Raw genomic sequence first — 23326 nt, forward strand, 5'->3', positions numbered from 1 at the left:
CTTGTAGCGGAACAGTTCGGCGTCGGCCGGCGACTCGCCGCGCTGGACCGGCTGACCGGCGGCAGCAAGAAGGGCGTCTACCGTCTCGGTCTGGACGACGGGACGACCGTGATCCTCTACGTATGGGCGGCCGGCGAGAACTACTGGCCGCCGTCGCCGACCGTCCCTGATGACCCGTTCACCGACGCGTCTGGAGCGGAACTGTTCGTCGCCAACCACTCGGCCCTCACCGCCGCAGGTGTGCGAACCCCACGGCTGCTGATGCTCGACCGCGACAGCCGCTACCTCGATGCCGACGTCGCGTTGGTCGAGGACGTCGGCGCGGTGAAGCTCGAGGCGTTGATGGAACACGACCCGGCCGCGGCTGCCGTGCCGCTGTCCATGCTCGGTGACGCCTTGCGGCGCATGCACACCACGCTCGGCCCGAAGTATGGCAAGCTCGCCGCCATCACCCGCGGCGAGGCGTCCCAGATCCGACGCACCGAGGACATCATCGTGGACCGGGCGCTCGGCCACCTCGACGCCGTGGCGACCCGCGACGCCCGGGTGAGCGAGGCGCATGACCGGATCGCCGGACATGTGCGTCACCTTCGTGGCACGGTCGGGGCGCGCGAGACGTATGGGCTGGTACATGGCGAACTCGGACCCGATCACGTACTCATCACGCCCGCGGGCGAACCCGTCATGATCGATTTCGAGGGCCTGACCTACTTCGACGTCGAGTGGGAACACGCCTGGCTGCAGATGCGCTTCGGCGACGCATACCCAGCGCTGCGTCCGGTGGATCTCGATCCCCACAGGTTGGAGCTCTACCGCTACGCGCAGGTGCTGTCGCTGATCGAGGGCCCGCTACGTATCGCGGACACCGACTTCCCCGATCGGCAATGGATGCTGGAACTAGCCGAGTGGAACATCACCAAGGCGCTCGCCGTCGTCTGACGGCTCGGCTCTGGGGAGAGGCTGCACGGTCTTTCCGGAGGGCGCGGCTGTCTTCTTTTACCTGGCCAGTGCCTCGGCGGTCCGCCGGGTATCAGGATGGTCGGGACCGAGCACCTTCTCCCGGTCGGCGAGAACCCGCCGGTACAGCTCCGCCGCGTCTCGTCCGAGCGTCTCGTAGGTGACCGCCAGTTCGTGCATCGAGTTCAGCGTCAGCGGATGCCCCGCGCCGACCACACGGACCCAATCCTCCACCAGCGACTCCAGCTGCTCGGCCGCCTCCCGGGCCCGACCCGTCATCCGGTGGGCGCGGGCCAGGTCCTCGCGGGTGTACAGGACGTCGACGTGGTCGGCGCCGAGCACGCGGGTCCTGTCGGCCAGCACCGCCGCGTTCCAGTCGAGCGACTCCGGCGCCCGCCCTGCCTCCACCAGGGCCCAGCCCAGGTTGTGCCGGGCGGCCAGCGTCCACGGGTGGTCGGCGCCCAGCGCGCGGGCGCGGTCGGCGATGTCGCGGCGCATACGCCGGATCCCCTCGGCCGGTCGCCCCGCCCGCACGTAGCCGAGGGAGAGGTTGTGTCGGGTTCGCAGGGTTCTGCGGTGGTCGGGGCCCTGGACACGTTCGCGGTCGGCCAGCAGCGCCTCGTAGAACTTGACGGCCTCCTCATGGCGTCCCGCGCCCATCGTGGCGGTGGCCAGCCCGTGCCTGGCCTCCAGCGTGTCGGCGTGGTCGGCGCCGAGCAGCAGTTCGCAGGCCTCGGCGAGCCGCGCCCAGACGGGTACGGCCCGCGCGCCGATGCCGAGCTGGTTGAGGTGGTAGGCGACCCGGTAGCGGATCCGCAGCACCCGCTCGGCCGCTTCAGGCTCCCGGTCGGGCCGGAGCGCCGACCAGAGGGCCTGGGCGTGCTCGTCCACGGTCAGCAGCAGGGGCATCCTGCGCCAGACGTCCTCCCTGGTGACGCTCTCGACGACGGTGAGCAGCGCCGCCGCCGAGTGCACGTGGCGGACGAGCGAGCCGTCCGCGCGCGCCCGCTCCCTGACCACGCGCTGCACCAGGCGGTGCGCCACCACCACGGTCGAGTCCGCGCCGCTCATCGTGACCAGCGCGGCGGCGCGCAACTCCGCCAGCGGCCCGTGCGCGTTCGGGCCCAGCAGTGCCAGTTCGGTCCCCGCCGCGGACAGCACCGCCAGCGTGCCCAGCAGCGACGCGGCGCCCTCGCTCAGCCGCGCCGCCGACTGGACGATCGCCTGTGCCACCCCCGTCGGGTACGGTTCGCCCGCCGGACGCGCCAGCAGCTGTTCCACACCGGTCTCGCGCAGCAGCGTCAGGTACGCGTCATAGCTCAGCCCCGCCGACCCGGCCAGCCCGGCGGCCGCGATCGACAGCGCGAGCGGCAGCCGGTCCAACTCGTCCGCCAGCCGTGACGCGCCCTCCCGGTCGAGCGGCCCCAGCCGTTCGCCCAGATAACCGAGCGCCTCCTCCCGGGTGAACGGGCCCACGTCCACCGTCTCGGCGAGCCGCTCGAAGGCACGATTGTTGGCCGTGATCAGCACGGTGGCCGCGCCGAAGGCGGGCAGCAGCGCCGCGGCCTCGTCGGGATCCACCGCGTTGTCGAGTACCACCAGGTACGGCTCCCGCCGCGCCTCCAACCAGGTCCGCACTCCACGGGCCAGCTCGGCCGGATCCTCCGGCCGGCGCAGCCCGAGCCGCTCCGCCATGAGGTCGAGCCCGGCGTTCAATTGCTGGGGCGTCTCGGCGTGCAGCCACGCGACGGGCACCCCCGCCGCGATCCTGTCCCTGGCGTAGGCGGCCGCCAGTTGCGTCTTGCCCACACCCCTGGCGCCGGTCAGGGAGCAGATCACCGCCGCCCCGCCCGTCCCCAACGTCGCGTCGAGCCGGGCCCGTAGCCCGTGCCGGGGCTGGAACGCCCTGGGCCGCCTCGGCACCTCCCCGACGACGTCCCACGATCCGGCCCCGAGCGCCGGCCCTGATCCGGGCTCCGGCGCGGTCCACCACACCGCCAGCAGGCCGAGCGGGCCGCCCAGGAGACCGACCAGCAGGCCGATCCGGTCCAGGTCCATCCCCGCCCGCTCTCCCCATGCCCACACGACAGCGCCGAAGAAGGGAGGGACGAGCGCGGAGAGGGCGAACTTCGACCAGCGGGGCATCTCCACCTCCTCTCCGGCAAGTGGAGCATCCGGGCGGTCGTCCCGTCCGGCCGTCTCGGAAACTCATCGCGGGACCTACCTGGGCAAACAGGGGCGCATCGCCTTGAGGGAGGGGTCGACGAGAGCGTCGGCGCTCTCGGGGGTCAGGGGGTCGGCGTACAATGATCCGCTGCAGATATCGGGCGATGTCCCGATGATCCAGCTGACCGGTTCACTTGATGAGCGGCCTGAGGCCGTACCGGCCGCCCTCCCCGTCCACGCCGACCGACCGAGTGACACCGCGACTCTGTCACCTGCGGCGCCGAAGGGTCTTCCACGAAGAGGTCGATGGGAGCCGATCGGGGGCTATCGGTACTTGTCGACGGCCGCCGCGATGAGTTCGGCCGCCTGATCCGCAGTGGCGTGACCGGACCGCGGTGCGTAGACGTCGATGACCACCGAGACGTTCGACAGGCGGAGGGCGATGTGCGTTTGGTAGAACGGGAGCCCGAAGGGACGCCGTTGGGTATAGCTGTACGCCTCGTCGCCGATGTCCGGCCCTTTGCGGAGTTTGGTTCCCGCGTTGCGCTTCGGCTCCTCTTTCATGTATTTGACCATCTGATCGTGGTAGAGGTCGGCCGCTGATGTACTGGGCATACGGACCGCCATGACGCGCAGGTTGACGCCGTCTGCCCTGCTCCAGCTGCAGCTGGAGGCGGTGTAGTACTGGCGCTTCATCGAAGCGCCGAACAGGGAGCGCGTCTGAGCTTTGGTCAGCAGGTCGCAGGCCTCGAAGTCGCGGGCGATCAGCGGCGTGGCCACCGCCGTCGGGCTGAACGTCGGTACTGTCGGTGCTAGAGAGTAGGTCGATCGGGGCGTGAGCACGTAGCCGAGTAAGCGGACGGTGTTCGGAAACAGGTACGGCACGACAACGATCCCCGCCGCCACGGTCAGCGCCACCGCGAGCACGGCGCCCATGACGACCTGGGGACGGACGCGTCGAGAGGAGCGTCCAGGCGTGGTCCGCTGCCGTGGCAGGGTCGGACCGGTCGCGGTGTCGCCCCGCGAGATGGCGTCCAGCCAGCCGGCCACCTCGTCCGAGGAGCAGCGGCGCGCCGGATCCTTTTCCAGGATCGCGCCCAGCACGGGTGCGAGCGGGCCGGCCAGGCGGAAAGGGGCGGGTTCCTGCATGAGCACGGCTGCCAGCACCGCGGCCTCGTTCGGGCGGGCGAACGGCGGGCCGCCCTCCACCGCCGTGAACAGCGTCGCGCCGAGCGACCACAGGTCGGCGAGCGGGCCCTCGGCCTCGCCGCGCAGGCGCTCCGGGGCGATGTAGCCGGGCGAGCCGGTCAGCATCCCCGTCTGTGTGAGCCCGGTGTCTCCGACGATGGTCGCGATGCCGAAGTCTGTCAGCAGCACCCGCCCGTCGTCGGTGAGCATGACGTTGGCGGGTTTGACGTCCCGGTGCAGGATGCCCGATGTGTGCGCGGCCGTGAGGGCTTCGAGCATCCGCAGGCCGATCGCGGCGACCCGGTGCGGCGGCAGCGGGCCGTCGTCGCGAACGGCCCGGTCAAGGGAGCGGCCGCGGACCAGCTCCATGACGATCCACGGCGCCGTCCGCCGTCGAGGACCACATCGTGCACGGTGACGATGGACGGGTGGGAACGGAGCGTCGCCGCGGCGCGCGCCTCGCGGAGCGTGCGTTCGGCCAGCTCGGCCCGTGATGCCTCGTCGAGGTCGGGCGGGAGCCGCACCTCCTTGATGGCCACTTCCTGCCGGAGGAGCTCGTCCATCGCCCGCCAGACCGTGCCCATGCCGCCCTGGCCGAGCTGGGACAGCAGCCGATAGCGGCCCGCGAGCAGCGTCACCGTGCCATTGCAGACGTCCCGGACTCTCCAACCATCCGAAGCCTCCTGTCGATATCCGGCTCAGCAGGGCACGTCAGATAGTAGGGGGAACAGATCACGAACGGCAGCGAGTGATGATCAGAGACGGCCAGAACGGATGACAAGCGGCTCGAACCCTTCACCGTAGCCGCCCCCTTCGGACCAGGTCTCGCCTCCCTGATCCACCTGCTCGAGAGGGAAGAACTCGATCCGCAGATCGGCCGGCGCGGCCCTCGGGACCGGGCGGCCGAGGCGATGGCCGGTTTCGATCTCTGTGCGGACCGTTTCCGGGTACTCTGCCGGGCGTGCGGCGATTGATCACGGCTCGCGGGGTATGGCTCGCGGTTTCGGCGGCCATAGTGGCGGCGACGATCGTCGTGATCGTGCGTTCTCGTCGACGGGTGACGGTACGGCGTCCCGTCCAGCAGGATGAGGCGACACCCGAGACCTCGGCCGAGGGCGGCCCTGTATCGCAGTGGCCCCCGGCCCCGATTCTCGGCACCCCGACCGAGGAGACTCTCCAGCGTTACGCCCCCAAGCCCTCCGTCTTCGACCGGCCCGCGTCCACAACGCTCTTCGAGGGTGGTGAGGCGAGGGAGCCGCTGGATGACGCCACCCGGCGCCGCCTGGCCCGCTGGGGCATGGCCGGACTCGCGCTTCTCCTGCTGGCCGCCGGTACGCAAGCCCTGGAATCCGCGGTCTTCTCCAAGGAGACGAACCTCGTCGGGTATGCGTCGTTCGAGATCGAGGACGTGCCATGCGCCGAGACCTCTTCGGACAGCCACGTCGAATGCTTGTTCGCCGAGTTGAGGCGTGACGACGATTCGTCCTTCGACGACGTTCCTCCGCCCACCGAAGGTGGGGAGACGCAGGAGCCGGTCCCGGTCTACGCCTCGGGTCCCGACGCGGACTGCCGGCCGAGGAAGGCGGCCCCGCGCGTACGGAAGCTCAACGCGAAGGTGGCGCGGGCAGTGGACAGGCAGTGGCGGCGGATCGAGTCGTGGCTGAAGGCCAACGCCCCGAGAAGCCATCGCACGCTCGGCAAGCCGGGAAAGCCCGAGACCATCGCGGCGGCGGAGGCGCAGATGGGGATGCTGTTCCCCGACGACCTGCGGGCCTCACTGCTGCGGCACGACGGGACCGTTCTCGTGAAGGACACCTGGGGGTTCGGCTTCCTCGGCAATGCGAACCTGAGTGTCCAGGAGATCCGTGGCACGTGGCGAGCGCTGTGCGAGATCGACGGTGACGACAACGGCGACGAGGGGTTCGACGATCCACGGACGGAATGGTGGGACGGGCGCATGCTCCCCATCGGCGCCGACGGATCGGGCAACCACCTCGTGATCGACTCGGTGAAGCGCGACGTCGGCGACACCGATCACGAGGGCACCATGAGCTTCACGCCCGGAGGGCGCAGGATCCGCTCGTACTACGCCCTCCTGAAGGCCACCGCCGACGCCATGGAGAACGACGGCTCCATCGGGTACTGGAAGCCCGCGGTCGTCGCCGGCGAGCTCGACTGGAAGGTCCTCTGAGCCGGCTCCGGTACGGCCCGCAGGCCTATGGGGCGGTGCGAATTCGGGTCGCCCGGTAATCCGGAGGGCCCTCCGAGACAGTTCTAGGTGTGGACGATCCCGAAGAACGATTCACCAACCTTTATGACCGGCATTACCGGAACGTACTGGGCTATGCCCTGCTGCGTGCCGAGCCGGCCATGGCGGAGGACCTGACCAGCGAGACCTTTCTGGTCGCCTGGCGGCGTTTGGACGATCTGCCCGATCCACCGTTGCCGTGGCTGCTCGGCGTGACCCGGAACCTGCTGCGCAACCACCGTGTCCGCCGGTTGCGCAGTGACGAACTGATCGCTCGGCTCGCCGGGCTGAGCACCTTCGTCGAGGGCGACGTGGCCGAGCGGGTCGCCAGCCGGCAGGAGGCACTGGCCGTACTGGCAGGCCTGCGTGAACAGGACATCGAGGCGGTGGTCCTGGCCAACTGGTACGGCCTCACCCCTGAGGAGGCGGCTCAGGTGGCCGGCTGCTCGCCTCGCACGTACAACGTCCGGCTGCACCGTGCCCGGCGCCGCCTGGCCGACGCGCTCAAGCTCACGCTCCGCTTCACCTTTCAGGGACAGGAATGAACGAAAAAGACCCCATCGATGATCTGATCGCCACCCTGCGTCCCGACGCGCTCACCGAGGACGCCTACCGGCGGCGCCGCTCGGCGGATCTGGCGCGCGCGTTCCAGTCACCTCGTACACCCCCCCACTTCCGGAGGTTCTCCATGGCTCAGCGCACACCCCTTCTCGTTGTCGCGGCCACGGCCGCGGCGGGGCTCGCCGCCGCGGCGATCATCGTTCCGCAACTGGTCACGGGGGCCGCGCCGTCCCGAGGCCCGATCGCTGCCCAGCAGTCCGGCCTGCGGGCGCCATCGGTGGACGCCGGGGCGAAGTCCACGGCCGGCGGTACCGCCGCGAACACCCGGACGATCCTGCTCGCGGCGGCCAAGGTGGCCGCCGAGGAGCCGATCGCGTCGGGCACGTACTGGTACTCCCGGGTGCGCACCGCCCAGAAGGTCCACAGCGCCCCTGATGAGTACATGGCCAAGATCACGCCTCTGCTGGACGGGTGGAAGGCCAAGGAGGCGGAGCTGAAGGACAAGCCCGCCGAGCTGAAGGCCGCCAAGAAGGAGTTCGACGAAAAGATCCTCGCGCTGAAGCAGGCGAAGCTGCCGTACACCGCGATCCGCAGCGACACCGCCGAGATGTGGCTGTCGCGCGAGGACGCCAGCGGCCGCCGGGTGACGAACCAGGACGTGAAGGTCGACTTCGCGACTCCGGAGGACGAGGCGAAGTGGAAGCAGGCGGGCTCTCCTCGCCTCTCCGCCGATGATCGGCCGCGCACGAAGGAGGGCGCGCCGGAGGGCATCCTGTCGATCGGCAACGACTCCCTCACCTGGTCCACCATCTCCGAACTGCCGACCGACAAGGAGGGGCTGAAGGCGAAGCTGCGCGATCTGTACGGCCGGAGCGGCAAGACCGTCCCGCTCGCCTCCTACCTGTGGCAGACGGGCACGGATCTGCTGAGCGCGCCGATCACGCCGGGCACCAGGGCGGCCCTCTACCAGGTGCTGGCCGATTCCACGTCTGGTCTGAAGTCGCAGACGGGCGTGGCCGACGGCATGGGGCGCACGGGAGTCGCCCTGGAGACGGCCGGGCCCGACGAGGCAGGCGAGGCCGGCAAGATCACCTACCGTCTGATCTTCGACGACAGGACCGCCAAGCTCCTGGAGCTCGACGTCCTCGAGGCGGGCTCCTCGACCCCGCTGCTCCGGCAGACCTACGAGGCCATGGGCTACGTCGACGACCTGGGCGCCAAGCCGAGCCGGTGACCCGGGCCTGATCCTGCGGGCATCGGGCGGGGGCCGATGTCCGCAGGTCCGGTTCTTCCAGCACCCTCAAGCGCGGAGACCCCTGAGGTCTCCGCGCAAGGCGGGGCCGTGGACATCGTCGCAGGTCTCGCGGCTGAACGGCGCCGGTGGGCGGTAGTGCCGGCCATACCCCATGACTCCAGCGGAGGGTATCGATCATGACCTGCTCGCGCCGACATGCTTGTCGGCGTCGCACCGAGCTATCGAGCAGGGAGCCCTGATGTCGCACTTGTCCGTCACGTCCCCTTCGACCAGGTCCGCGTCCACCAGGCGCCGTGGCCGGCTGGCCCTGGCCACCGCGGCCGCCGTCGCCCTGGGCACCCTCGGCTTGACCGCGGCCGCCGCGGCCGCCGCCGACCCCGTCCCGCGGACGGGTCCCGCCGACACCGTGCAGACGAACCTGAACGACCTGGTCCGCACCGGTGACTTCCCCGGCGTCGTGGCCGCGGTGCGGGGCCGCGACGGGCGCGTCCGCGACTACACCGCCGGGGTGGGGGACCTGGAGACACGGGCGAAGGTCCCGGTCAACGGGAAGGTGCGCGTCGGCAGCCACACCAAGACGTTCACCGCCACGGTCGTGCTGCAACTGGCCGGCGAGGGCAGGCTCGACCTGGACGCGCCCGTCGAGAAGTACCTGCCCGGCCTGATCCGCGGCAACGGCAACGACGGCCGCGAGATCACGACCCGCCGACTGCTCCAGCACACCTCCGGTCTGCCGGAGTACACGAACTACCCGTCGTTGTTCGAGATCCAGCACACCTACTTCGAGCCCCGAGAACTGATCGACAGGGCCCTGGGGCAGAAGCCGGTCTTCGCCCCCGGGAAGGGCTGGAGATACAACAACACCGGTTACGTCCTGCTCGGAATGCTGGTGCAGAAGGTCACGGGCCGGCCGATGGGTGAAGAGGTCACCAACCGGATCATCAAGCCGCTCGGGTTGCGTGACACCTACTGGCCCGGCGTCGGCGAGCAGACCATCCGCGGCGCCCATCCCAACGGGTACCACTCCAAGACCGGCGCGCCGGGCGGCGAGCTGGTGAAGATCACCGAAATGGACCCCTCATGGGGATGGACGGCCGGGAACCTCGTCAGCACCCCGCGCGACGTCAACCGCTTCCTGGGCGCGCTGCTGGGCGGCGAGCTGCTCAAGCCGGCCCAGCTGGAGCAGATGAAGCGGACGGTCGAGGCTCCTGGATTCCCGGCCGGCTGGTCTTACGGGCTCGGCCTGATGAAGATCCCGCTGAGCTGTGGCGGCCACGCGTGGGGGCACGGGGGCGACATCTCGGGCTACGAGACCCGCAACGGCGTCACCGAGGACGGCCGGGCGGCCACGGTCGCCGTGACCGCGCTGCCCACCACGGACGCCGGCGCCGAGCGGGTCAACGCCGCCCTCGACACCGCGCTCTGCACTCAGAAGTAGAACCGCGATCGGTCCGTCCATCCAGGTCTGAGGCCGCTTCTCAGAGATCAGCCGGGCCGGTCGGGCGGCCGGGGGAGATCAGTCCGGTCTCGTAGGCGAGGACGACGGCTTGGACGCGGTCGCGGAGGCCGAGTTTGGACAGGATGCGGGCGACGTGGGTCTTCACCGTGGTCGCGCTGAGCGTCAGCCGGTCGGCGAGTTCGGCGTTGCTCAGGCCGGTGGCGAGCAGGCGCAGGACCTCGAGTTCTCGCGGTGTCAGCTCGGACAGGTCGCGGTGGAGGGCGGCCCTGGAGTCGTCGCGGCGGGCGAACCGCTCCACGAGGCGGCGGGTGATCGTCGGGGCGAGCAGGGCGTCGCCGGAGCGGACCAGCCGTACGGAGGCCACCAGGTGCTCGGGGGTGACGTCTTTGAGCAGGAAGCCGCTGGCCCCCGCGGTGAGCGCGGCGTAGACGTAGTGGTCGAGATCGTAGGTGGTCAGGATGAGGACGCGGGTGCCGTTCGCGCCGCCGGTCACGATCTGCCGGGTGGCTTCGATGCCGTCCATCCGCGGCATCCGGATGTCCATGAGCACGACGTCGGGTTGGGTACGGCGGACGGCGGCGACCGCTTCGGCTCCGTCGGACACCTCGGCAACCACGTCGATGCCGTCGGCGTTGAGGATCATGCGGAATCCGGTGCGGACCAGCGCCTGGTCGTCGGCGATGACGGCGCGCAGCGGCGGGTTCACGAGGCTCTCCATGGGATGCGGGCCTTCAACCGGTATCCGCCGCCGGTTCTGCGGGTGGCCTCGAGGGTCCCGCCGTAGAGGGCGAGCCGTTCGCGCAGTCCGATGAGCCCGCGGCCGTCGCCGGTCCGTGACTGGGCTGTCTGCGTGCCGCCGGTGTCGGTGACCTCGATCTCCAGGCGGTCGCCGTCGTGGCCGATCGTGACGGACGCCGCGGCGCCGGCGGCGTGCTTCATCGTGTTGGTCAGCGCCTCCTGCACGACGCGGTAGACCGCCAGGTCGACCCCGGGAGGCAGGGGGCCGTCGGGCGGCGAGAGCGTGACGTCCACAGGGACGCCGGCGGCGCGGACCCGTTCGATGAGGCCCTCGAGCCGGTCGAGCCCGGGCTGTGGTTCGAGTCCGTCGTCCGGGTCGTCGGGGCGCGCGCTTTCCGGGCCGGCGAGCAGGCCCATGACGTTGCGCAGCTCGGCCATGGCGGCCCGGCCGCTGGCCTCGATCGCGATCAGGGCCTCCTTGGTCTGGTCCGGCCGCGCGTCCATCACCTTGCGCGCGGCGCCGGCCTGGATCACCATCACGCTGACATTGTGGGTCACCACGTCGTGGAGTTCGCCCGCGATCCTGGAGCGCTCGGCCTGGACCGCCTTGCGCATGGCGTCCTCCTGGGCCTGCTGCAGTTCGGCGAGCCGGTTCCTGCTGCGCCGCCAGAACCGGACGAAGATCGCCAGAGCTCCGGCGCTGAGCAGGATGACGTACGGCCCGAGCCAGCTGGGCAGGCTGGGGACGATGTCGCGGTCCACGGCGCCGGCCAGCACGGCGGCGAGCAGGAGGCCGGCCACCGCGGGCACCCGGTTGCGGCTGTGGGCGATGGCGCTGTAGGCGGCGATCGCGCAGGTCAGCACGGTGATCCACGTCTCGCCCCCGTTCATGGCCAGCGTCGCGGACAGCACCACCCAGAAGGTGGTGAGGGGATACCGGCGCCGGGCCGCCAGCGGCAGGGCGGTGAGCACCACCAGGAGCGGGGGCGGCTCGTACTCGTGGAGGTCGGCGGGCAGGGCGGGAGGGACCGGCGTGGGCGGCGGCGTGCCGATGTTCGTGCCGGGGGACGGCAGGGCGGGCAAGGGGGGCGGTGGGGGAGGCGCGGGGGGCGAGACCCGGAGGCCGGGCCGAAGCTGCAAGAGCTCGAACACGCGGTGCGGTCCGGCGTCGGCGTCGGCGTGACCTGCGAAGCCCGTCGCCGCGAACACCGCGGCGACGGTCAGGAGGGTCGCCAGTAGCACGTCGGCGACGAGTGCCGGGCGAGACGGCCGGTCGGTTCGCGCTTCGGGGCGGAGCATGTCGAGCGCGTGCTGCCGCCAGAGCCGTCGTTCATCCGCTGTCACCGGCATATTGTCGCGTTCGCCTGATCTGCCGTGCATCGTGCTGAATGACCGGAGCGGTGTCCGCTGGGAGTACATCGCAAGGATGACGCCGCGGGTGGTCGTCCCCGGGAGGTAGGCGATGTCGGCGCGACGGCCGACGCGCGTGAAGATCGGCTGCGCCTAGTTTCGTTCCCGCCATCAGGTCGCCGTGGGGCTTCCCCGCCGAGGCGGCCGTCCCGATCGGAAGAACGGATATGCCATGGGTCGTGTGACAGAACCGGAAGGCGCAGCCAGGCGGTACGGCGGCGACGTGTCGGTGTTCGCCGCGAGGGAAGGCGGGGCCGTGGCGGGACGGTCCGCCGGAGGAAAGCCGAGGCCGCGGAATCCGGTCCTGCGCGGCGGCACGCTCGCCGTCGCGGGACTGCTCGCCTTCGCGGGGTCGGCGTCCCTCGCCGCGGCGCCCCCCGCCGCGGCGTCCGCGACTGCCGTCACCGCCTCCTCGGTCGCGTCGAGCGGGACGCCGTTCCTGCCCGAGCCGACCGGTTCCCGTCCTGTCGGCACGGAGTCCCTGTACCTGAAGGACACCTCCCGCCCCGATCCGTGGGTGCCCGAGGTGAAGGCGCGGGAGCTCATGGTCTCCCTGTGGTACCCGGCGACGTCACCGGGCCGCCGGCGGGCGCCGTACATGACAGCGAAGGAGTCCGAGCTCCTGCTCAAGGAGGCGCAGCTGACGGGAGTCCCGCTCGACGTACTGAGCAGGACGCGCACCAACGCCTTCACCGACGTGAAGCCTGCGGGCCGTAGGCGTGGCCTGCCCCTCGTGGTGCTTTCCCCCGGTTTCACCAAGCCGCGCAGTACGCTGACCGCCCTCGCCGAGGACCTGGCGAGCAGGGGCTATGTGGTGGCCGCGATCGATCACACCTATGAGAACGTCGCCACGACCTTCCCCGACGGGCGGGTCACGACCTGTGTCCCCTGCGAGGGCGACCACGACCAGACGCTCTTCACGAAGCTGTCGAAGGGCCGGGCGGCCGACGTGTCCTTCGTGCTCGACCAGCTGACCGGGCCGCACGCGAAGTGGAAGGGAGGCTCGCTGATCGACCCGTCCAGGATCGCGATGGCGGGCCACTCCGCGGGCGGCGCGAGCGTCATCGCCGCGATGGTCAAGGACTCCCGGCTCCGCGCCGGGATCGACATCGACGGCACCACGCCTGTCGGCATTCTCGACGGCAAGCTGTCGCGGCCGTTCATGTTCCTGGGCAAGCCCGGCACGTACACCCCGGGAGCCGGCGGCCCGGCCGACACCTGGGAGCGCGACTGGAAGCTCATGACCGGGTGGAAGCGCTGGCTGCTGGTGACCGGCACGGAGCACGAGTCGTTCACCGACATCATGCTGCTGGCGAACCAGCTCGGCGTCGACGGCGGCGCCAAGCTGTCCGGCGCCCGCTCCTTGGAGATCACCCGCAGGTACGTCGGCGCCTTCTTCGACCAGCATCTGCTGAAGAGGAAGCAGCCCCTGCTGGACCGGCCGTCGGCGCGTCACCCCGAGGTCAAGCACTGCGTTCCTGAGACGAAGACCTGCGCGTAGGCGCCGGGCAGGCTTGGTGCGACCGGGGACGGGCTGCCTGCGGCTGAGACGAATGCCGGGTTTTGGCCGTTCTTGGGCTGGGGGTCCGTAGGCCGGGGTAGGAACGACAACCTCCGGGTGCGGATTCCAGGAGGAGAGCTCATGAGCCGGTGGTCACGCAGGGTGAGGGCGCCGGCCGGGGCCTCCGAGAGCGGGGATGGCATCGCCGTCGGTGTGGGACCGGTCACGGTGGACGCCTACCTCGACCTCCTGTGCCCGTTCTGCAGGATGTTCGAGCAGGCGTCAGGGCCGACGCTGGACAAGCTCGTGGCCGACGGGGTGATCACCCTGGTCTACCACCCGATGGGGTTCCTGGACGGGTTGTCCACCACCAGGTACTCCTCCCGCGCGTCCGCGGCCTCCGGCTGCGCCTCCGACGGGGGAAGGTTCGTCCAGTACACCTACGCGCTCTTCGCCAACCAGCCGCCCGAGGGCGGGCCGGGACTCACCAACGACGAACTGGTCGAGATCGGCGTCATGACGGGGCTGGTCGAACCGTCGTTCGCCGCGTGCGTGCTCTCGGGCGCCTATCTCGACTGGACCGCGTACCTCACGGAGGCGGCCATCGAGCGGGGGGTGAGCGGGACGCCGGCCGTTCTCGTCGAGGGCGTTCCCGTACCGGCGAATCCACGCACGATCGCCGCCGCGGTGGCGGCGGTCGCCGGCTGACGCCCTACGGCCGCGCCCCGGGCGGCTACCCGGTGGTTACGCGCGTCCCGTGTGGAGCACCTCGTGCGTCCACTGCTCGCGCGGCTGGGTGTGCAGGCGCCAGTAGTGCTCGGCGATGTCGTCGGGGTCGAAGTCCGTGCCGGGCGCGACCGCCCCCGCGACGGTGACGCTGGCCACGTGCACCCCCGACGCCCCGTACTCCTGATCGAGGAGCGTCACCAGGGTGCGGACCCCGGCCTTGCCGAGCGACAGGCTCACGTACTCCCGCTTCGGCTCGGGCATGCCCCCCGTGACGAGGAACGATCCGTTGCCTCGCCGTGCCATCTCGGGGGCGACGTGCGCCGCGGCGGTCAGCGCGCCGACCACGTTGACGGCCCACGCGTCCAGGTGCCCCTGCGCCGACAGTTCGCCGGGCCCGTCGGCCTGGATGATCGCGGCGTTGTAGACGACGACGTCGGGCAGTCCGTACTCGCCGGCGGCCGTGTCGAGGGCGGCGCGCAGCCCTTCCTCGTCGGTGCTGTCGGCCCGCAGGGCGAGCACGGGCACTCCTGCGGCCGCGACGCTCCCGGCGGCGACCTCGCCGCGCGCGATGAGCGCGATCGGCATGCCTTCCTTCGCGAACCGGCGGGCGACCGCCAGCCCGATTCCAGGACCGGCCCCGATGATCACTGCTCCGGCCATTCTTCACTCCTCCATCAGCGGCAGGTGTTCTCATCAGCGACAATGGGGACGGTAAGGCATCACACCGATGTGAGGGTCAACCCCTGGAGGGGCGACATGCGGATCGGCGACCTCGCCCACGCGACAGGGGTGAACCGGCGGCTGCTGCGCTACTACGAGGAGCAGGGCCTGCTCAGGCCGGTACGGCTGGCCAACGGCTACAGGGAGTACGCCGACGCGGACGTCGCCGCCGTACGCCATATCAGGACGCTGCTCGCGGCGGGCCTCCCGACGGCGGTCATCGCCAGGCTCCTGCACTGCGTGCACGACGAGGGGGAGCGGATGGTGCCGTCGGCCTGTCCCGTCATGATCGAGAACCTGCGCCACGAGCACGCCCGCGTCGCCGAGACGATCGACCAGCTCCGGGCGTCACAGCAGGTGCTCGAGGAGATGCTCGCCACGGCGCTGGACCGGGCGTAGAGGGTCAGTAGCTCTTGAGCGAGATGGCGGTGGCGGCCTTGTGGATGGGCTCGACGACCTTGGCCATCATCCGGTCCTTGCCCGGCAGGAAGCGCATCAGCGACAGCATCGTCATCGCGACCCTGATCTGCCCCTTGGTCCGCATCACCATCCGCTTGATGTTGGCGGGGCCGAGCTTCTGGTTGGCGGCGGCGAAGGGCCGCATCTCCCGCTCGTACCCGGCGAAGCCCGCCTCGTGGTCGCCGCCGGCGGCGGCCAGTTCGCCCGCGAGGACGTAGGCGCCGACCAGCGCCAGGCTGGTGCCCTGCCCTGAGGCGGGAGAGGCGCAGTAGGCGGCGTCGCCGACCACGGCGACCCTGCCGGTGGACCAGCGGTCCATGTGCACCTGGCTGAGCGAGTCGAAGTAGAAGTCGGGCGCGGAGGACATGCCCTCGAGCAGGCGCGGGACCTCCCAGCCCTCGGCGGCGTAGGCGCCGGCCAGGATCCGCTGCTGCTGGTCGCGGTCGCGGTGGTCGTAGGCGATCGGCTCGGACGAGAACAGGAACATCGCCTTCGCTCCGGTGTCCTTGGCGGTGCTGTAGGTCAGCGCGGTACGGCCGGCGCCCACGTAGGTCAGCTCCCACCTGTCGAGGTCGAGGTGGTTGGGAACGCTGAAGATCGAGACGTAGTAGCCCAGGTCGCGGACGAACTGCTGCTCGGGCCCGAAGGCCAGCCTGCGGGTGTTGGAGTGGAGCCCGTCGGCGCCGACAACCAGGTCGTAGGTGGCCCGCTTGCCGCTCTCGAAGACGACGTCCACGCCGTCGGGGCCGTCGGTCAGCGAGGCGATGGAGTCGTCGAAGAGGTAGGCGACCTTGTCGCAGGTCAGGTCGTACAGCAGGCGGCTGAGGTCGCCGCGCAGGATCTCCGCGTCCTCGTGGACCCGGCCGCCGAACGTGTCGCCGTCCATGGAGGCCACCCGCTTGCCGGCGGCGTTGACGACCGAGCCGCCCTGGACGTCGGTCCGCTCGCGGCGGATCTCGTCGAGGATCCCCATGCGGGAGACCACCTCGAGCGCCGCGCCCCGGATGTCGATCTTGTAGCCGCCCTCGCGAACCTCGGAGGCCCGCTCCACGACAGTGGGGGTGAAGCCGTGGCGGTGAAGCCAGTAGGCCAGGGTGGTGCCGGCGACGCTCGCGCCCGAGATCAGAATGGTCGGGTTCTTCATGGGGGGCTCCTTGGGGAGGGGGTCTCTGCCTGCACTCAGAACAATACCTGCGTCTCATACGCTTGTGCAACACCTATGTCTAAGACAAACGTCTGAAAATGAGAGGGCTGAACCCCGCGAGCCTTTGTCGGGCCGAGGCCCTAGTGTTCTCACATGGAAAAACGGGCATTCGCCGCAGCAGGGGTCACTGTGCTCCTTTGGGCCTCGGCATTCGTCTCGATTCGCAGCGCGGGGGCCGAATACAGCCCCGGTTCGCTCGCGCTGGGACGGTTGCTGTCGGGGTCCGTGGTGCTGGTGGCCATCTGGCTGGCGCGCGGTGGCGGCCTCCCGCCCAGAGCCGCCTGGCCCGGGATCCTCGGTTCAGGCCTGCTCTGGTTCGGGCTCTACATGGTGGCCCTCAACTGGGGCGAGCAGCTCGTCGACGCCGGCACGGCCGCGATGGTGGTCAACATCGGCCCGATCGTCGTCGCCATCCTCGGCGGGTGGCTGCTCAAGGAAGGCTTCCCCCGGGCCCTGCTCGCCGGGCTCGCCGTGTCGTTCGCGGGAGCGGCCGTCGTCGGCGTCTCGATGTCCGACGGCGGGAACTCCTCGCTGGGCGGCGTGCTGCTGTGCCTGCTGGCGGCCGTCTCGTACGGCATCGGCGTCGTCTTCCAGAAGCCAGCCCTCCGGCACGCCGACGCCCTGCAGGTGACGACGTTCGGGTGCCTCGTCGGCGCGGCCGCGTGCCTTCCGTTCGCCGGTCAGCTGGTGGAGGACGTGTCCACCGCCTCGGCGGGCGCCACGCTCAATGTCGTCTACCTGGGCGTCTTCCCCACCGCCCTGGCGTTCACGACCTGGGCCTACGCGCTGGCCAGGACGACCGCGGGCAAGATGGGCGCCACCACCTACCTCGTGCCCGCCATCGTGGTGCTGATGTCGTGGGTCGCGCTCGGCGAGGTGCCCGGCTGGCTGACCCTGGCAGGCGGCCTGCTCTGCCTGGCGGGCGTGGCCGTGTCGCGCAGCAAGCTGAAGCGGTCAAGCGGCCAGAGCGTGGGCTGACCTGGGGCCGACCTGGCGGGCGAGCTGGACGAAGGAGATGAGCAGGAGGATCGCGCCGAGCGGGATGAGGTCCTTCTCGATGATCGGCAGGCCGAAGTCGAGGACGACCAGGATCGGGGTCCAGGCCTTGACCTTCCGCTGGACGGCGAGCTGGATGATCAGAGCGACCTGGGCGAGGTAGAACAGGAACGGCAGGGCGCTGTAGACCGCGAACTCCACGCCGGGGATCGACTGGACCGCGTCGAAGTGCGTGCCCATCGCCGCGTGGTCGGGGGAGAGGAGGCCGACGACGATGTCGATGGCGAACTGGGTCGAGACGGACGCGATGCCCACGAAGGCGACGACGACGCTGCCGGTGGCGAAGGCGCCTCTGCCCGCCATCCGCCGCATCTCCAGGAAGATCGGGACGAACAGGGCGAGGGCGGCGAGGAAGGCGAGGTGGCCCGCCGTCCAGGCGAACCCGGGACCTCGCTCGCCGTCGAAGCCGTCGATGATGCGCAGGACGCCGTAGGCGAGGACGAACAGGGGAGCGGCGATGAACGCGAACTTCTTCATGCCGGAAATCTTCGCGAAACGGGACCTTCGTGTGATCGCCGCAGCGGGCGATCCCTCACCTCCCTCCTGAGAGGGATCCCTCTCCCTCCCGCGACCCCCGTCCGGCGCCGCGAGCGGACCCGGCCACACCGGCCCCGCCGGCTACGTCACGCACGCTCCTGCCTGGGCAGCACCACCTCGCGCACGATGATCAGAAGTGCGGCCGTGAGCGGGATGGCGAGCAGGGCGCCGACCACCCCGAGCAGCGTCCCGCCGATGAGCGCGCCGACGATGGTGGCGACCGGCGGCACGTCGACCGAGCGCTCCATGACGCGGGGCGCGATCCAGTAGTTCTCGACCTGCTGGTAGAGGATGAAGAACACGACGCACGCGATGCCCACGGGGACGGAGACGAAGAACCCGACGGTGGAGGCGATCACCGCCCCGATGAAGGCGCCGACCATGGGGATCAGATCCGTCAGCGCCACGATCAACGCCAGCGCCAGCGCGTACGGCACGCGCATGATCACCAGGAAGACGAACGTCACCACGCCGGCGATGAGCGAGACGACCAGGTTGCCTCCGACGTACCCGCCGATCCTGTCGACGATCGCGTCCCCGATCATCCTGGTGCGGTCCCGGCGTGAGCGCGGCACCAGCAGGTAGAAGGCCTTCTTCATCGTCTCCATCGACCCGAGGAAGTACAGGGTGAGCACCAGCACGGTGAGCGCGTTGAAGATCGCCCCGATGACGACCTGCCCGAACCCGAGCAGCCCGCCGAACAGCTGCGTACCGAACGCGCCGCTGCCGACGTGGTCGACCAGCCGATCCAGCAGCTGGAAGCGCTGGTCGAGGTCGCGGACGATCGGATTGGTCTGCAGCTGGGCCGCGTAGCGGGGGATGCGCTCGGCGAACGCGCCGCTCTGCTCGGTCAGCGGCGGCACCAGCACCAGGCCGGAGCCGACGAACACCAGGATGACGCCGAGGAACACCACCGTGATCGCCAGAGGCTTGGACAGGTTGTGCCTTCTGAGGAACTCCACGGCGGGGTTGAGCCCGATCGCCAGGAACAGCGACACCACGATCAGCAGCAGCATGGATCCGGCGGTGGCGATCGCCTGGACGAGCAGCCACGCGGTGAGCACGCCGAGGGCGCCGACGAACCCGAAGACGAACGGGTTGCCGCCGGGCACCCTCGACTGTCTCACGTCGTGGAGGGGACGCGCGGGCGGGGCGGGAGCGACAGGTCCGGCCGGCCCGGCGGGAGGCGGGGCGGGGGGATCGGAGCTGTGGCGGGAGGTGGGGTCCGGCACGGACTCCCACTTCCCGCAAACAGCGCGGTTAGACGCTCACGTACTTTCTGGGCCGCAGGGCGTGTGCCCGCAGCGCCGCCAGTGCCGCCGACTGGCCCACCGGCGTCAGCCGTACCGAACCGTCGAGGGTGACGCCGAGCCCCAGCGCGGTGATGTGGCGCAGGAGCGTCGCCAGCGTGCCTGCGACGTCGTCGGGCCGCCACCCCTCGCCGCCGATCACCTCGGACACCTTGGCGCAGAGTTCGGACCACGGCAGCGGGTCGCCCGAGGCGAGCAGCAGCAGGGCCGCCTCGCCCGCCGACACCGTGACGTCGCTGTCGCCCTGGGCGAGCAGCAGGGCCGTGGCCGCCTCCCAGAGGTGTTCGGGCGAGGCGAGCAGGCGTCTGCCCTCGGCGGTGATGATGAGCCTGGTCCCGAAGTGCCTGATCGCGCCGAGCGAGTGCTCGGCCAGCTCGCGCAGGGCGATGGCCTCAGGTGAGGGCGGCAGCCGCAGCGGCACGCCCTCCTCCGAGGCGGCCAGCACCAGCAGGCCCTGCAGCGCCGGCAGCGGGGCGGCGGGAACGGGGGCGTGCAGCCGTACCTCGAAAGGCTGGGCCAGCTCGCGGCGCGCGGGGCCGCGGCCGAGCACCCAGCGGTTGAGCCGCTCGCCCTGCACCCTGTGCAGCCAGCTGTCGCCGCCGAGCTCGGGCCTGGCCTCGGTGAGCCAGCGCCTGGTGAGGCCGACCTGGCCGTCGAAGTCGGGGGCGGTCAGCATGGCCAGCTCCAGCGCGGCCGAGCACGCCACGTGCGCGCCCAGCTCCTCCGGCCCCATGATGGTGCTCCACTGCAGCTCGGGCACGTCGGGCGGGAGCACGCCCGTGGCCTGGAGCGCCTGGTGGTAGGCGGTGTTACCCGCTTCCTCGCCCTCGCGCTCGTAGGTGCGCAGGATCTCGGTCGTGGTCGGTGAGTCGCAGAGCGCGGCGTAACGGTCGAGACCGCCGAGCCGCAGCAGCCGTCCGAGGGAGACGGCCGTGCTCTCGCGGTCGCCGTCGACCTTGGTCGGCAGAGTGAACCAGAGGAATTCGCATACGTCGAGCTGGGTGACCGTCTCCAGCGGCTCGCCGCCGGTCAGCCACTCCACCGCGGTCCTGGCTTCGTCGGCCACTTCTGGCTCGGATCGCTCCAACTCCAGGAGAAGCGCGGCCACGTCCGGTGCAGGCATGCCTCGAAGTTTGCCGTATGGACCCCAGCCCTGACGATGACCGAAACCGGTGCGTATCGGGTCGTGCACGGCGCCTACCCTACGAAACCAGTTGTAAGCGGACAGTTTTTGGGATCAGATCCAGCGCGACTTGAACAGCATGCGGGCGTTCCATTCGGCATAGGGGATCACCTCGCCCGAAAGGACGGGGTAGAGCCAGCCGAAGTTGATCAGTGCGAGCAGCGCGAACGCGCCGGTCACAGCCGCGCCGATCATGCGGCGGGAGGGGGAGGCCGTCGAGGGCCCGATGATCAGTCCCGCGGCCAGCGTGAGGGCGAGCACCATGAACGGCACCATCGGGGCGGCGTAGAACAGGAACATGGTGCGGTTGTCGGCGATCGCCCAGTAGAACCAGGGCAGCCAGCCGAGCAGGTAGGCCAGCAGGACCGCTCCGGCCCGCCAGTCGCGGGTGGAGACGTACCACGCCACCATGGCGATCAGCGCGGCGAGCGCGCCGTACCAGATGACGGGGGTGCCGACGCCGAGCACCGCCTCCGAGCAGTCCTTGACCCCGCAGGCGTTCTGCCTGCCCTCGTAGAAGAAGGCGACGGGGCGCAGCAGCAGCGGCCACGACCACGGCTCGGACTGGTAGGGGTGGGTGGAGTCGAGCTGGTTGTGGAAGCCGAGCACCTGGAAGTGGTAGCCGATCCACGACCCGATCGAGTTGATCACGAAGTGAACGGGCCCCTGAGAGGTCGCCTCGGCCCAGTTGCGGCCGTAGCCGGTGGCGTTGACGAACCAGCCGGTCCACGAGACGACGTAGGTGATCGCGGGCACCAGCGCCATCGCCATCAGCGCCGAGGGCACGTCCTTCTCCAGCGCCCCCGAGTACGGCCTGCGCAGCCCGACCGCCTTGCGCGCCCCCGCGTCCCACACCATCGACATGATCGCGAAGCCGATGAGGAAGAAGACGCCCGACCACTTGACCGCGCACGCCGCGCCGAGACAGAGCCCCGCGGCCAGCCGCCACGGCCGTACCCCGAGGTAGGGGCCCCTGTCGGACAGCGCTGAGGTCTCGTACCAGTCGACGAGGCGTGATCGGGCCTTGTCCCTGTCGACCACGAGGCAGGCGAACCCGGCCAGCACCCAGAACATCAGGAAGATGTCGAGCAGCGCGGTACGCGAGAGCACGAAGTGGAGCCCGTCGAGCGCCAGCATGAGCCCCGCGAAGCAGCCCAGCAGCGTGGAGCGGGTCATCCTGCGGGCCACCCTGGCGATGATCAGGATCGACAGCGCGCCGACGAAGGCGGCGGCGGCCCGCCAGCCGAGGGGGTTGAGCCCGAACAGCCACTCGCCCACCGCGATCATCCACTTGCCCAGCGGTGGGTGCACGACGTAGGAGGCGCACTCGCCGATCTTGTCGGCGGCGCACTGCTTCCAGATCTCGCCCGTGCGTCCGGCGAGGACGAGCTTGTCGGCGTCCTTGACGGTGACGCGTTCCACTCCCCAGGTGAGCAGGGAGTAGCCGTCCTTCATGTAGTAGGTCTCGTCGAAGACCACGCCTCTGGGCCGCCCGAGGTCGACGAAGCGGACCACCGCCCCGAACACGGCCACGATCAGCGGCCCGATCCATCCCCACAGGGCGCTTCTCGGCATGGAAGGGACCAGCCTGTCGCGCAGGGAACGCTCAGACTCGCCCTCTGACTCTGAGAAGGCCTTGTGCGGGAAATCGGTCACGGCCATTCGGACATCGTAGGGGCCCCAACGCGGTAGTTACGTAAGAAACACCGCCCAATTGGGGCTGGCTGACACAATGGCCTGGTGAGAGAACAGGGCAGGCTGGTGCTGGCAGGCGCGCCGATCGGGCAGGTCGCAGACGCGTCACCAAGACTACGCGACGCTTTGGAGAGCGCCGACGTGGTTGCTGCCGAGGACACCAGACGCCTGCGCAGGCTGGCCAGCGACCTCGGCGCGGAGATCAGCGGAAGGGTCGTCTCCTACTACGACCAGAACGAGGCCGCCCGCGCCGCCGAGCTGATGGAGTCGCTCCACGACGGCCGCACGGTACTGGTGATCACCGATGCGGGGATGCCGGGCGTGTCGGACCCCGGCTACCGCCTGACCAGCCTGGCGGTCGAGGCGGGCATCACCGTCACCGCTCTGCCGGGTCCTTCGGCGGTCACGACGGCGCTGGCCGTCTCTGGCCTGCCCAGCGACAGGTTCTGCTTCGAGGGCTTCCCGCCGCGCAAGCCGGGCGAGCGCGCCCGCAGGCTCGCCGCGCTGGCGGGCGAGGAGCGCACGATGGTCTTCTTCGAGGCCCCGCACCGCCTGGAGGTGGCGCTGCGGGCGATGGTCGAGGCGTTCGGTCCCGGGCGCAGGGCCGCGGTGTGCCGCGAGCTGACCAAGACCTACGAGGAGGTACGGCGGGGCGGCCTGGCCGAGCTGGCCGACTGGGCGGCGGCAGGGGTGAAGGGTGAGATCACCGTGGTCGTCGCCGGCCACGTGCCCGACGCCGGTCCTCCTGACCTCGACGCGCTCGTCGCCGAGGTCGACCGGCGCACGGCCGAGGGCGTCCAGCGCAAGCAGGCCATCGTCGACGTGGCCAAGGAGTCGGGCATGCCCAGACGAGAGCTGTACGACGCGGTTCACAGGAGATCGCCCACCCCCTAAGGTGCCAAGGTGGGAAATAGGCGACTAGTTCCCCCCATGCCGGTTGACGCGTTATG

Annotated in this window: 20 protein-coding genes and 1 pseudogene; 10 read left to right on the top strand and 11 right to left on the bottom strand. The window is 70.4% G+C overall.

Translation table 11 applies throughout. The features are described from left to right. Positions 1 to 939 (top strand): phosphotransferase family protein (locus AC3EO4_RS12835; protein ID WP_431895576.1); only part of this gene is annotated, 939 nt, incomplete at its 5' end. Positions 940 to 996: 57 nt separating this feature from the next. Here the strand turns inward: AC3EO4_RS12835 and AC3EO4_RS12840 are convergent. The 3 genes and pseudogenes from AC3EO4_RS12840 to AC3EO4_RS12850 all read right to left on the bottom strand — a co-directional run. Then, positions 997 to 3102 carry a tetratricopeptide repeat protein gene (locus AC3EO4_RS12840; protein WP_431895578.1) on the bottom strand — a complete coding sequence of 702 codons (2106 nt, stop codon included), beginning with the start codon at positions 3100 to 3102 and terminating at the stop codon, positions 997 to 999. 345 nt (positions 3103 to 3447) lie between these two features. Continuing rightward, positions 3448 to 4806 carry a serine/threonine-protein kinase gene (locus AC3EO4_RS12845; protein ID WP_431896015.1) on the bottom strand — a complete coding sequence of 453 codons (1359 nt, stop codon included), beginning with the start codon at positions 4804 to 4806 and terminating at the stop codon, positions 3448 to 3450. Beyond that, a pseudogene (locus tag AC3EO4_RS12850) lies at positions 4716 to 4949 on the bottom strand (protein kinase domain-containing protein); the annotation flags it as partial. The pseudogene AC3EO4_RS12850 and the gene AC3EO4_RS12845, both read right to left, overlap by 91 nt. 323 nt (positions 4950 to 5272) lie before the next feature. Between AC3EO4_RS12850 and AC3EO4_RS12855 the strand changes: the two are divergent. From AC3EO4_RS12855 to AC3EO4_RS12870, 4 genes are all read left to right on the top strand, one after another. Then, positions 5273 to 6502: an SMI1/KNR4 family protein gene (locus AC3EO4_RS12855; RefSeq protein WP_431895580.1), complete on the top strand. Its 1230-nt coding sequence runs from the start codon at positions 5273 to 5275 to the stop codon at positions 6500 to 6502. An 89-nt stretch (positions 6503 to 6591) separates the two neighbouring features. Further along, positions 6592 to 7104, top strand: coding sequence for an RNA polymerase sigma factor (locus AC3EO4_RS12860; protein WP_431895582.1), 513 nt, complete (start codon positions 6592 to 6594; stop codon positions 7102 to 7104). Then, a complete protein-coding gene (locus tag AC3EO4_RS12865) occupies positions 7101 to 8354 on the top strand; it encodes a hypothetical protein (protein ID WP_431895584.1) in 1254 nt (417 codons plus the stop codon). The genes AC3EO4_RS12860 and AC3EO4_RS12865 overlap by 4 nt, the downstream gene beginning before the upstream one ends. Positions 8355 to 8613: 259 nt before the next feature. Further along, positions 8614 to 9813 carry a serine hydrolase domain-containing protein gene (locus AC3EO4_RS12870; RefSeq protein WP_431895586.1) on the top strand — a complete coding sequence of 400 codons (1200 nt, stop codon included), beginning with the start codon at positions 8614 to 8616 and terminating at the stop codon, positions 9811 to 9813. 40 nt (positions 9814 to 9853) lie between these two features. Here AC3EO4_RS12870 and AC3EO4_RS12875 read toward each other — a convergent pair whose 3' ends face one another. Together AC3EO4_RS12875 and AC3EO4_RS12880 are read right to left on the bottom strand one after the other, a co-directional pair. Further along, entirely contained in the window at positions 9854 to 10552 is a 699-nt protein-coding gene (locus AC3EO4_RS12875) for a response regulator (protein ID WP_379583546.1), read from the bottom strand. Further along, entirely contained in the window at positions 10537 to 11916 is a 1380-nt protein-coding gene (locus AC3EO4_RS12880; RefSeq protein WP_431895589.1) for a sensor histidine kinase, read from the bottom strand. Before AC3EO4_RS12880 ends, AC3EO4_RS12875 begins: the two co-directional genes overlap by 16 nt. A 247-nt stretch (positions 11917 to 12163) precedes the next feature. On the opposite strand from AC3EO4_RS12880, the gene AC3EO4_RS12885 reads away from it, so the two are divergent. Together AC3EO4_RS12885 and AC3EO4_RS12890 are read left to right on the top strand one after the other, a co-directional pair. Further along, positions 12164 to 13483: an alpha/beta hydrolase family protein gene (locus AC3EO4_RS12885; RefSeq protein WP_431895591.1), complete on the top strand. Its 1320-nt coding sequence runs from the start codon at positions 12164 to 12166 to the stop codon at positions 13481 to 13483. 141 nt (positions 13484 to 13624) lie between these two features. Beyond that, positions 13625 to 14191 (top strand): DsbA family protein, encoded by a 567-nt coding sequence (locus AC3EO4_RS12890; RefSeq protein WP_431895593.1) that lies wholly within the window; start codon positions 13625 to 13627, stop codon positions 14189 to 14191. Positions 14192 to 14227: 36 nt separating this feature from the next. Here the strand turns inward: AC3EO4_RS12890 and AC3EO4_RS12895 are convergent, their stop codons facing one another. Beyond that, complete coding sequence (locus AC3EO4_RS12895; protein WP_431895595.1) at positions 14228 to 14872, bottom strand: SDR family NAD(P)-dependent oxidoreductase; 645 nt, start codon at positions 14870 to 14872, stop codon at positions 14228 to 14230. Positions 14873 to 14968: 96 nt separating this feature from the next. On the opposite strand from AC3EO4_RS12895, the gene AC3EO4_RS12900 reads away from it, so the two are divergent. Continuing rightward, the gene (locus AC3EO4_RS12900; protein WP_431895597.1) at positions 14969 to 15331 is read left to right on the top strand and encodes a MerR family transcriptional regulator; all 363 of its coding nucleotides are present in this window, start codon (positions 14969 to 14971) and stop codon (positions 15329 to 15331) included. A 4-nt stretch (positions 15332 to 15335) separates the two neighbouring features. On the opposite strand, the gene AC3EO4_RS12905 is transcribed toward AC3EO4_RS12900, so the two are convergent. Beyond that, positions 15336 to 16535 carry an FAD-dependent monooxygenase gene (locus tag AC3EO4_RS12905; protein WP_431895599.1) on the bottom strand — a complete coding sequence of 400 codons (1200 nt, stop codon included), beginning with the start codon at positions 16533 to 16535 and terminating at the stop codon, positions 15336 to 15338. 153 nt (positions 16536 to 16688) lie between these two features. Between AC3EO4_RS12905 and AC3EO4_RS12910 the strand changes: the two genes are divergently transcribed. Next, complete coding sequence (locus AC3EO4_RS12910; protein WP_379583559.1) at positions 16689 to 17573, top strand: DMT family transporter; 885 nt, start codon at positions 16689 to 16691, stop codon at positions 17571 to 17573. Here the strand turns inward: AC3EO4_RS12910 and AC3EO4_RS12915 are convergent. The 4 genes from AC3EO4_RS12915 to AC3EO4_RS12930 form a co-directional block, all read right to left on the bottom strand. After that, positions 17550 to 18128, bottom strand: coding sequence for a hypothetical protein (locus AC3EO4_RS12915; RefSeq protein WP_379583561.1), 579 nt, complete (start codon positions 18126 to 18128; stop codon positions 17550 to 17552). The two genes, AC3EO4_RS12910 and AC3EO4_RS12915, sit on opposite strands and share 24 nt — an antisense overlap. 146 nt (positions 18129 to 18274) lie before the next feature. After that, positions 18275 to 19315: an AI-2E family transporter gene (locus tag AC3EO4_RS12920; RefSeq protein WP_431895602.1), complete on the bottom strand. Its 1041-nt coding sequence runs from the start codon at positions 19313 to 19315 to the stop codon at positions 18275 to 18277. 133 nt (positions 19316 to 19448) lie between these two features. Continuing rightward, positions 19449 to 20621: a hypothetical protein gene (locus AC3EO4_RS12925; protein WP_379583565.1), complete on the bottom strand. Its 1173-nt coding sequence runs from the start codon at positions 20619 to 20621 to the stop codon at positions 19449 to 19451. Between the two features lie 114 nt (positions 20622 to 20735). After that, positions 20736 to 22343, bottom strand: a complete 1608-nt coding sequence (locus tag AC3EO4_RS12930; RefSeq protein ID WP_431895604.1) for a dolichyl-phosphate-mannose--protein mannosyltransferase — start codon at positions 22341 to 22343, stop codon at positions 20736 to 20738. Between the two features lie 78 nt (positions 22344 to 22421). On the opposite strand from AC3EO4_RS12930, the gene rsmI reads away from it, so the two are divergent. Beyond that, positions 22422 to 23270: a 16S rRNA (cytidine(1402)-2'-O)-methyltransferase gene (gene rsmI / locus AC3EO4_RS12935; protein WP_379583569.1), complete on the top strand. Its 849-nt coding sequence runs from the start codon at positions 22422 to 22424 to the stop codon at positions 23268 to 23270. The last annotated feature ends 56 nt before the right edge of the window (positions 23271 to 23326 follow it).

The sequence above is a fragment of the Nonomuraea sp. bgisy101 genome (assembly GCF_057708945.1).

Excerpts from the sequence above, each read along its gene's own strand:
- AC3EO4_RS12840 (WP_431895578.1), bottom strand. The coding sequence starts at position 3,102 with ATGCCCCGCTGGTCGAAGTTCGCCCTCTCCGCGCTCGTCCCTCCCTTC.
- AC3EO4_RS12865 (WP_431895584.1), top strand. The coding sequence starts at position 7,101 with ATGAACGAAAAAGACCCCATCGATGATCTGATCGCCACCCTGCGTCCC.
- AC3EO4_RS12870 (WP_431895586.1), top strand. The coding sequence starts at position 8,614 with ATGTCGCACTTGTCCGTCACGTCCCCTTCGACCAGGTCCGCGTCCACC.
- AC3EO4_RS12875 (WP_379583546.1), bottom strand. The coding sequence starts at position 10,552 with ATGGAGAGCCTCGTGAACCCGCCGCTGCGCGCCGTCATCGCCGACGAC.
- AC3EO4_RS12890 (WP_431895593.1), top strand. The coding sequence starts at position 13,625 with ATGAGCCGGTGGTCACGCAGGGTGAGGGCGCCGGCCGGGGCCTCCGAG.
- AC3EO4_RS12895 (WP_431895595.1), bottom strand. The coding sequence starts at position 14,872 with ATGGCCGGAGCAGTGATCATCGGGGCCGGTCCTGGAATCGGGCTGGCG.
- AC3EO4_RS12900 (WP_431895597.1), top strand. The coding sequence starts at position 14,969 with ATGCGGATCGGCGACCTCGCCCACGCGACAGGGGTGAACCGGCGGCTG.
- AC3EO4_RS12905 (WP_431895599.1), bottom strand. The coding sequence starts at position 16,535 with ATGAAGAACCCGACCATTCTGATCTCGGGCGCGAGCGTCGCCGGCACC.
- AC3EO4_RS12910 (WP_379583559.1), top strand. The coding sequence starts at position 16,689 with ATGGAAAAACGGGCATTCGCCGCAGCAGGGGTCACTGTGCTCCTTTGG.
- AC3EO4_RS12915 (WP_379583561.1), bottom strand. The coding sequence starts at position 18,128 with ATGAAGAAGTTCGCGTTCATCGCCGCTCCCCTGTTCGTCCTCGCCTAC.
- AC3EO4_RS12925 (WP_379583565.1), bottom strand. The coding sequence starts at position 20,621 with ATGCCTGCACCGGACGTGGCCGCGCTTCTCCTGGAGTTGGAGCGATCC.
- AC3EO4_RS12930 (WP_431895604.1), bottom strand. The coding sequence starts at position 22,343 with ATGGCCGTGACCGATTTCCCGCACAAGGCCTTCTCAGAGTCAGAGGGC.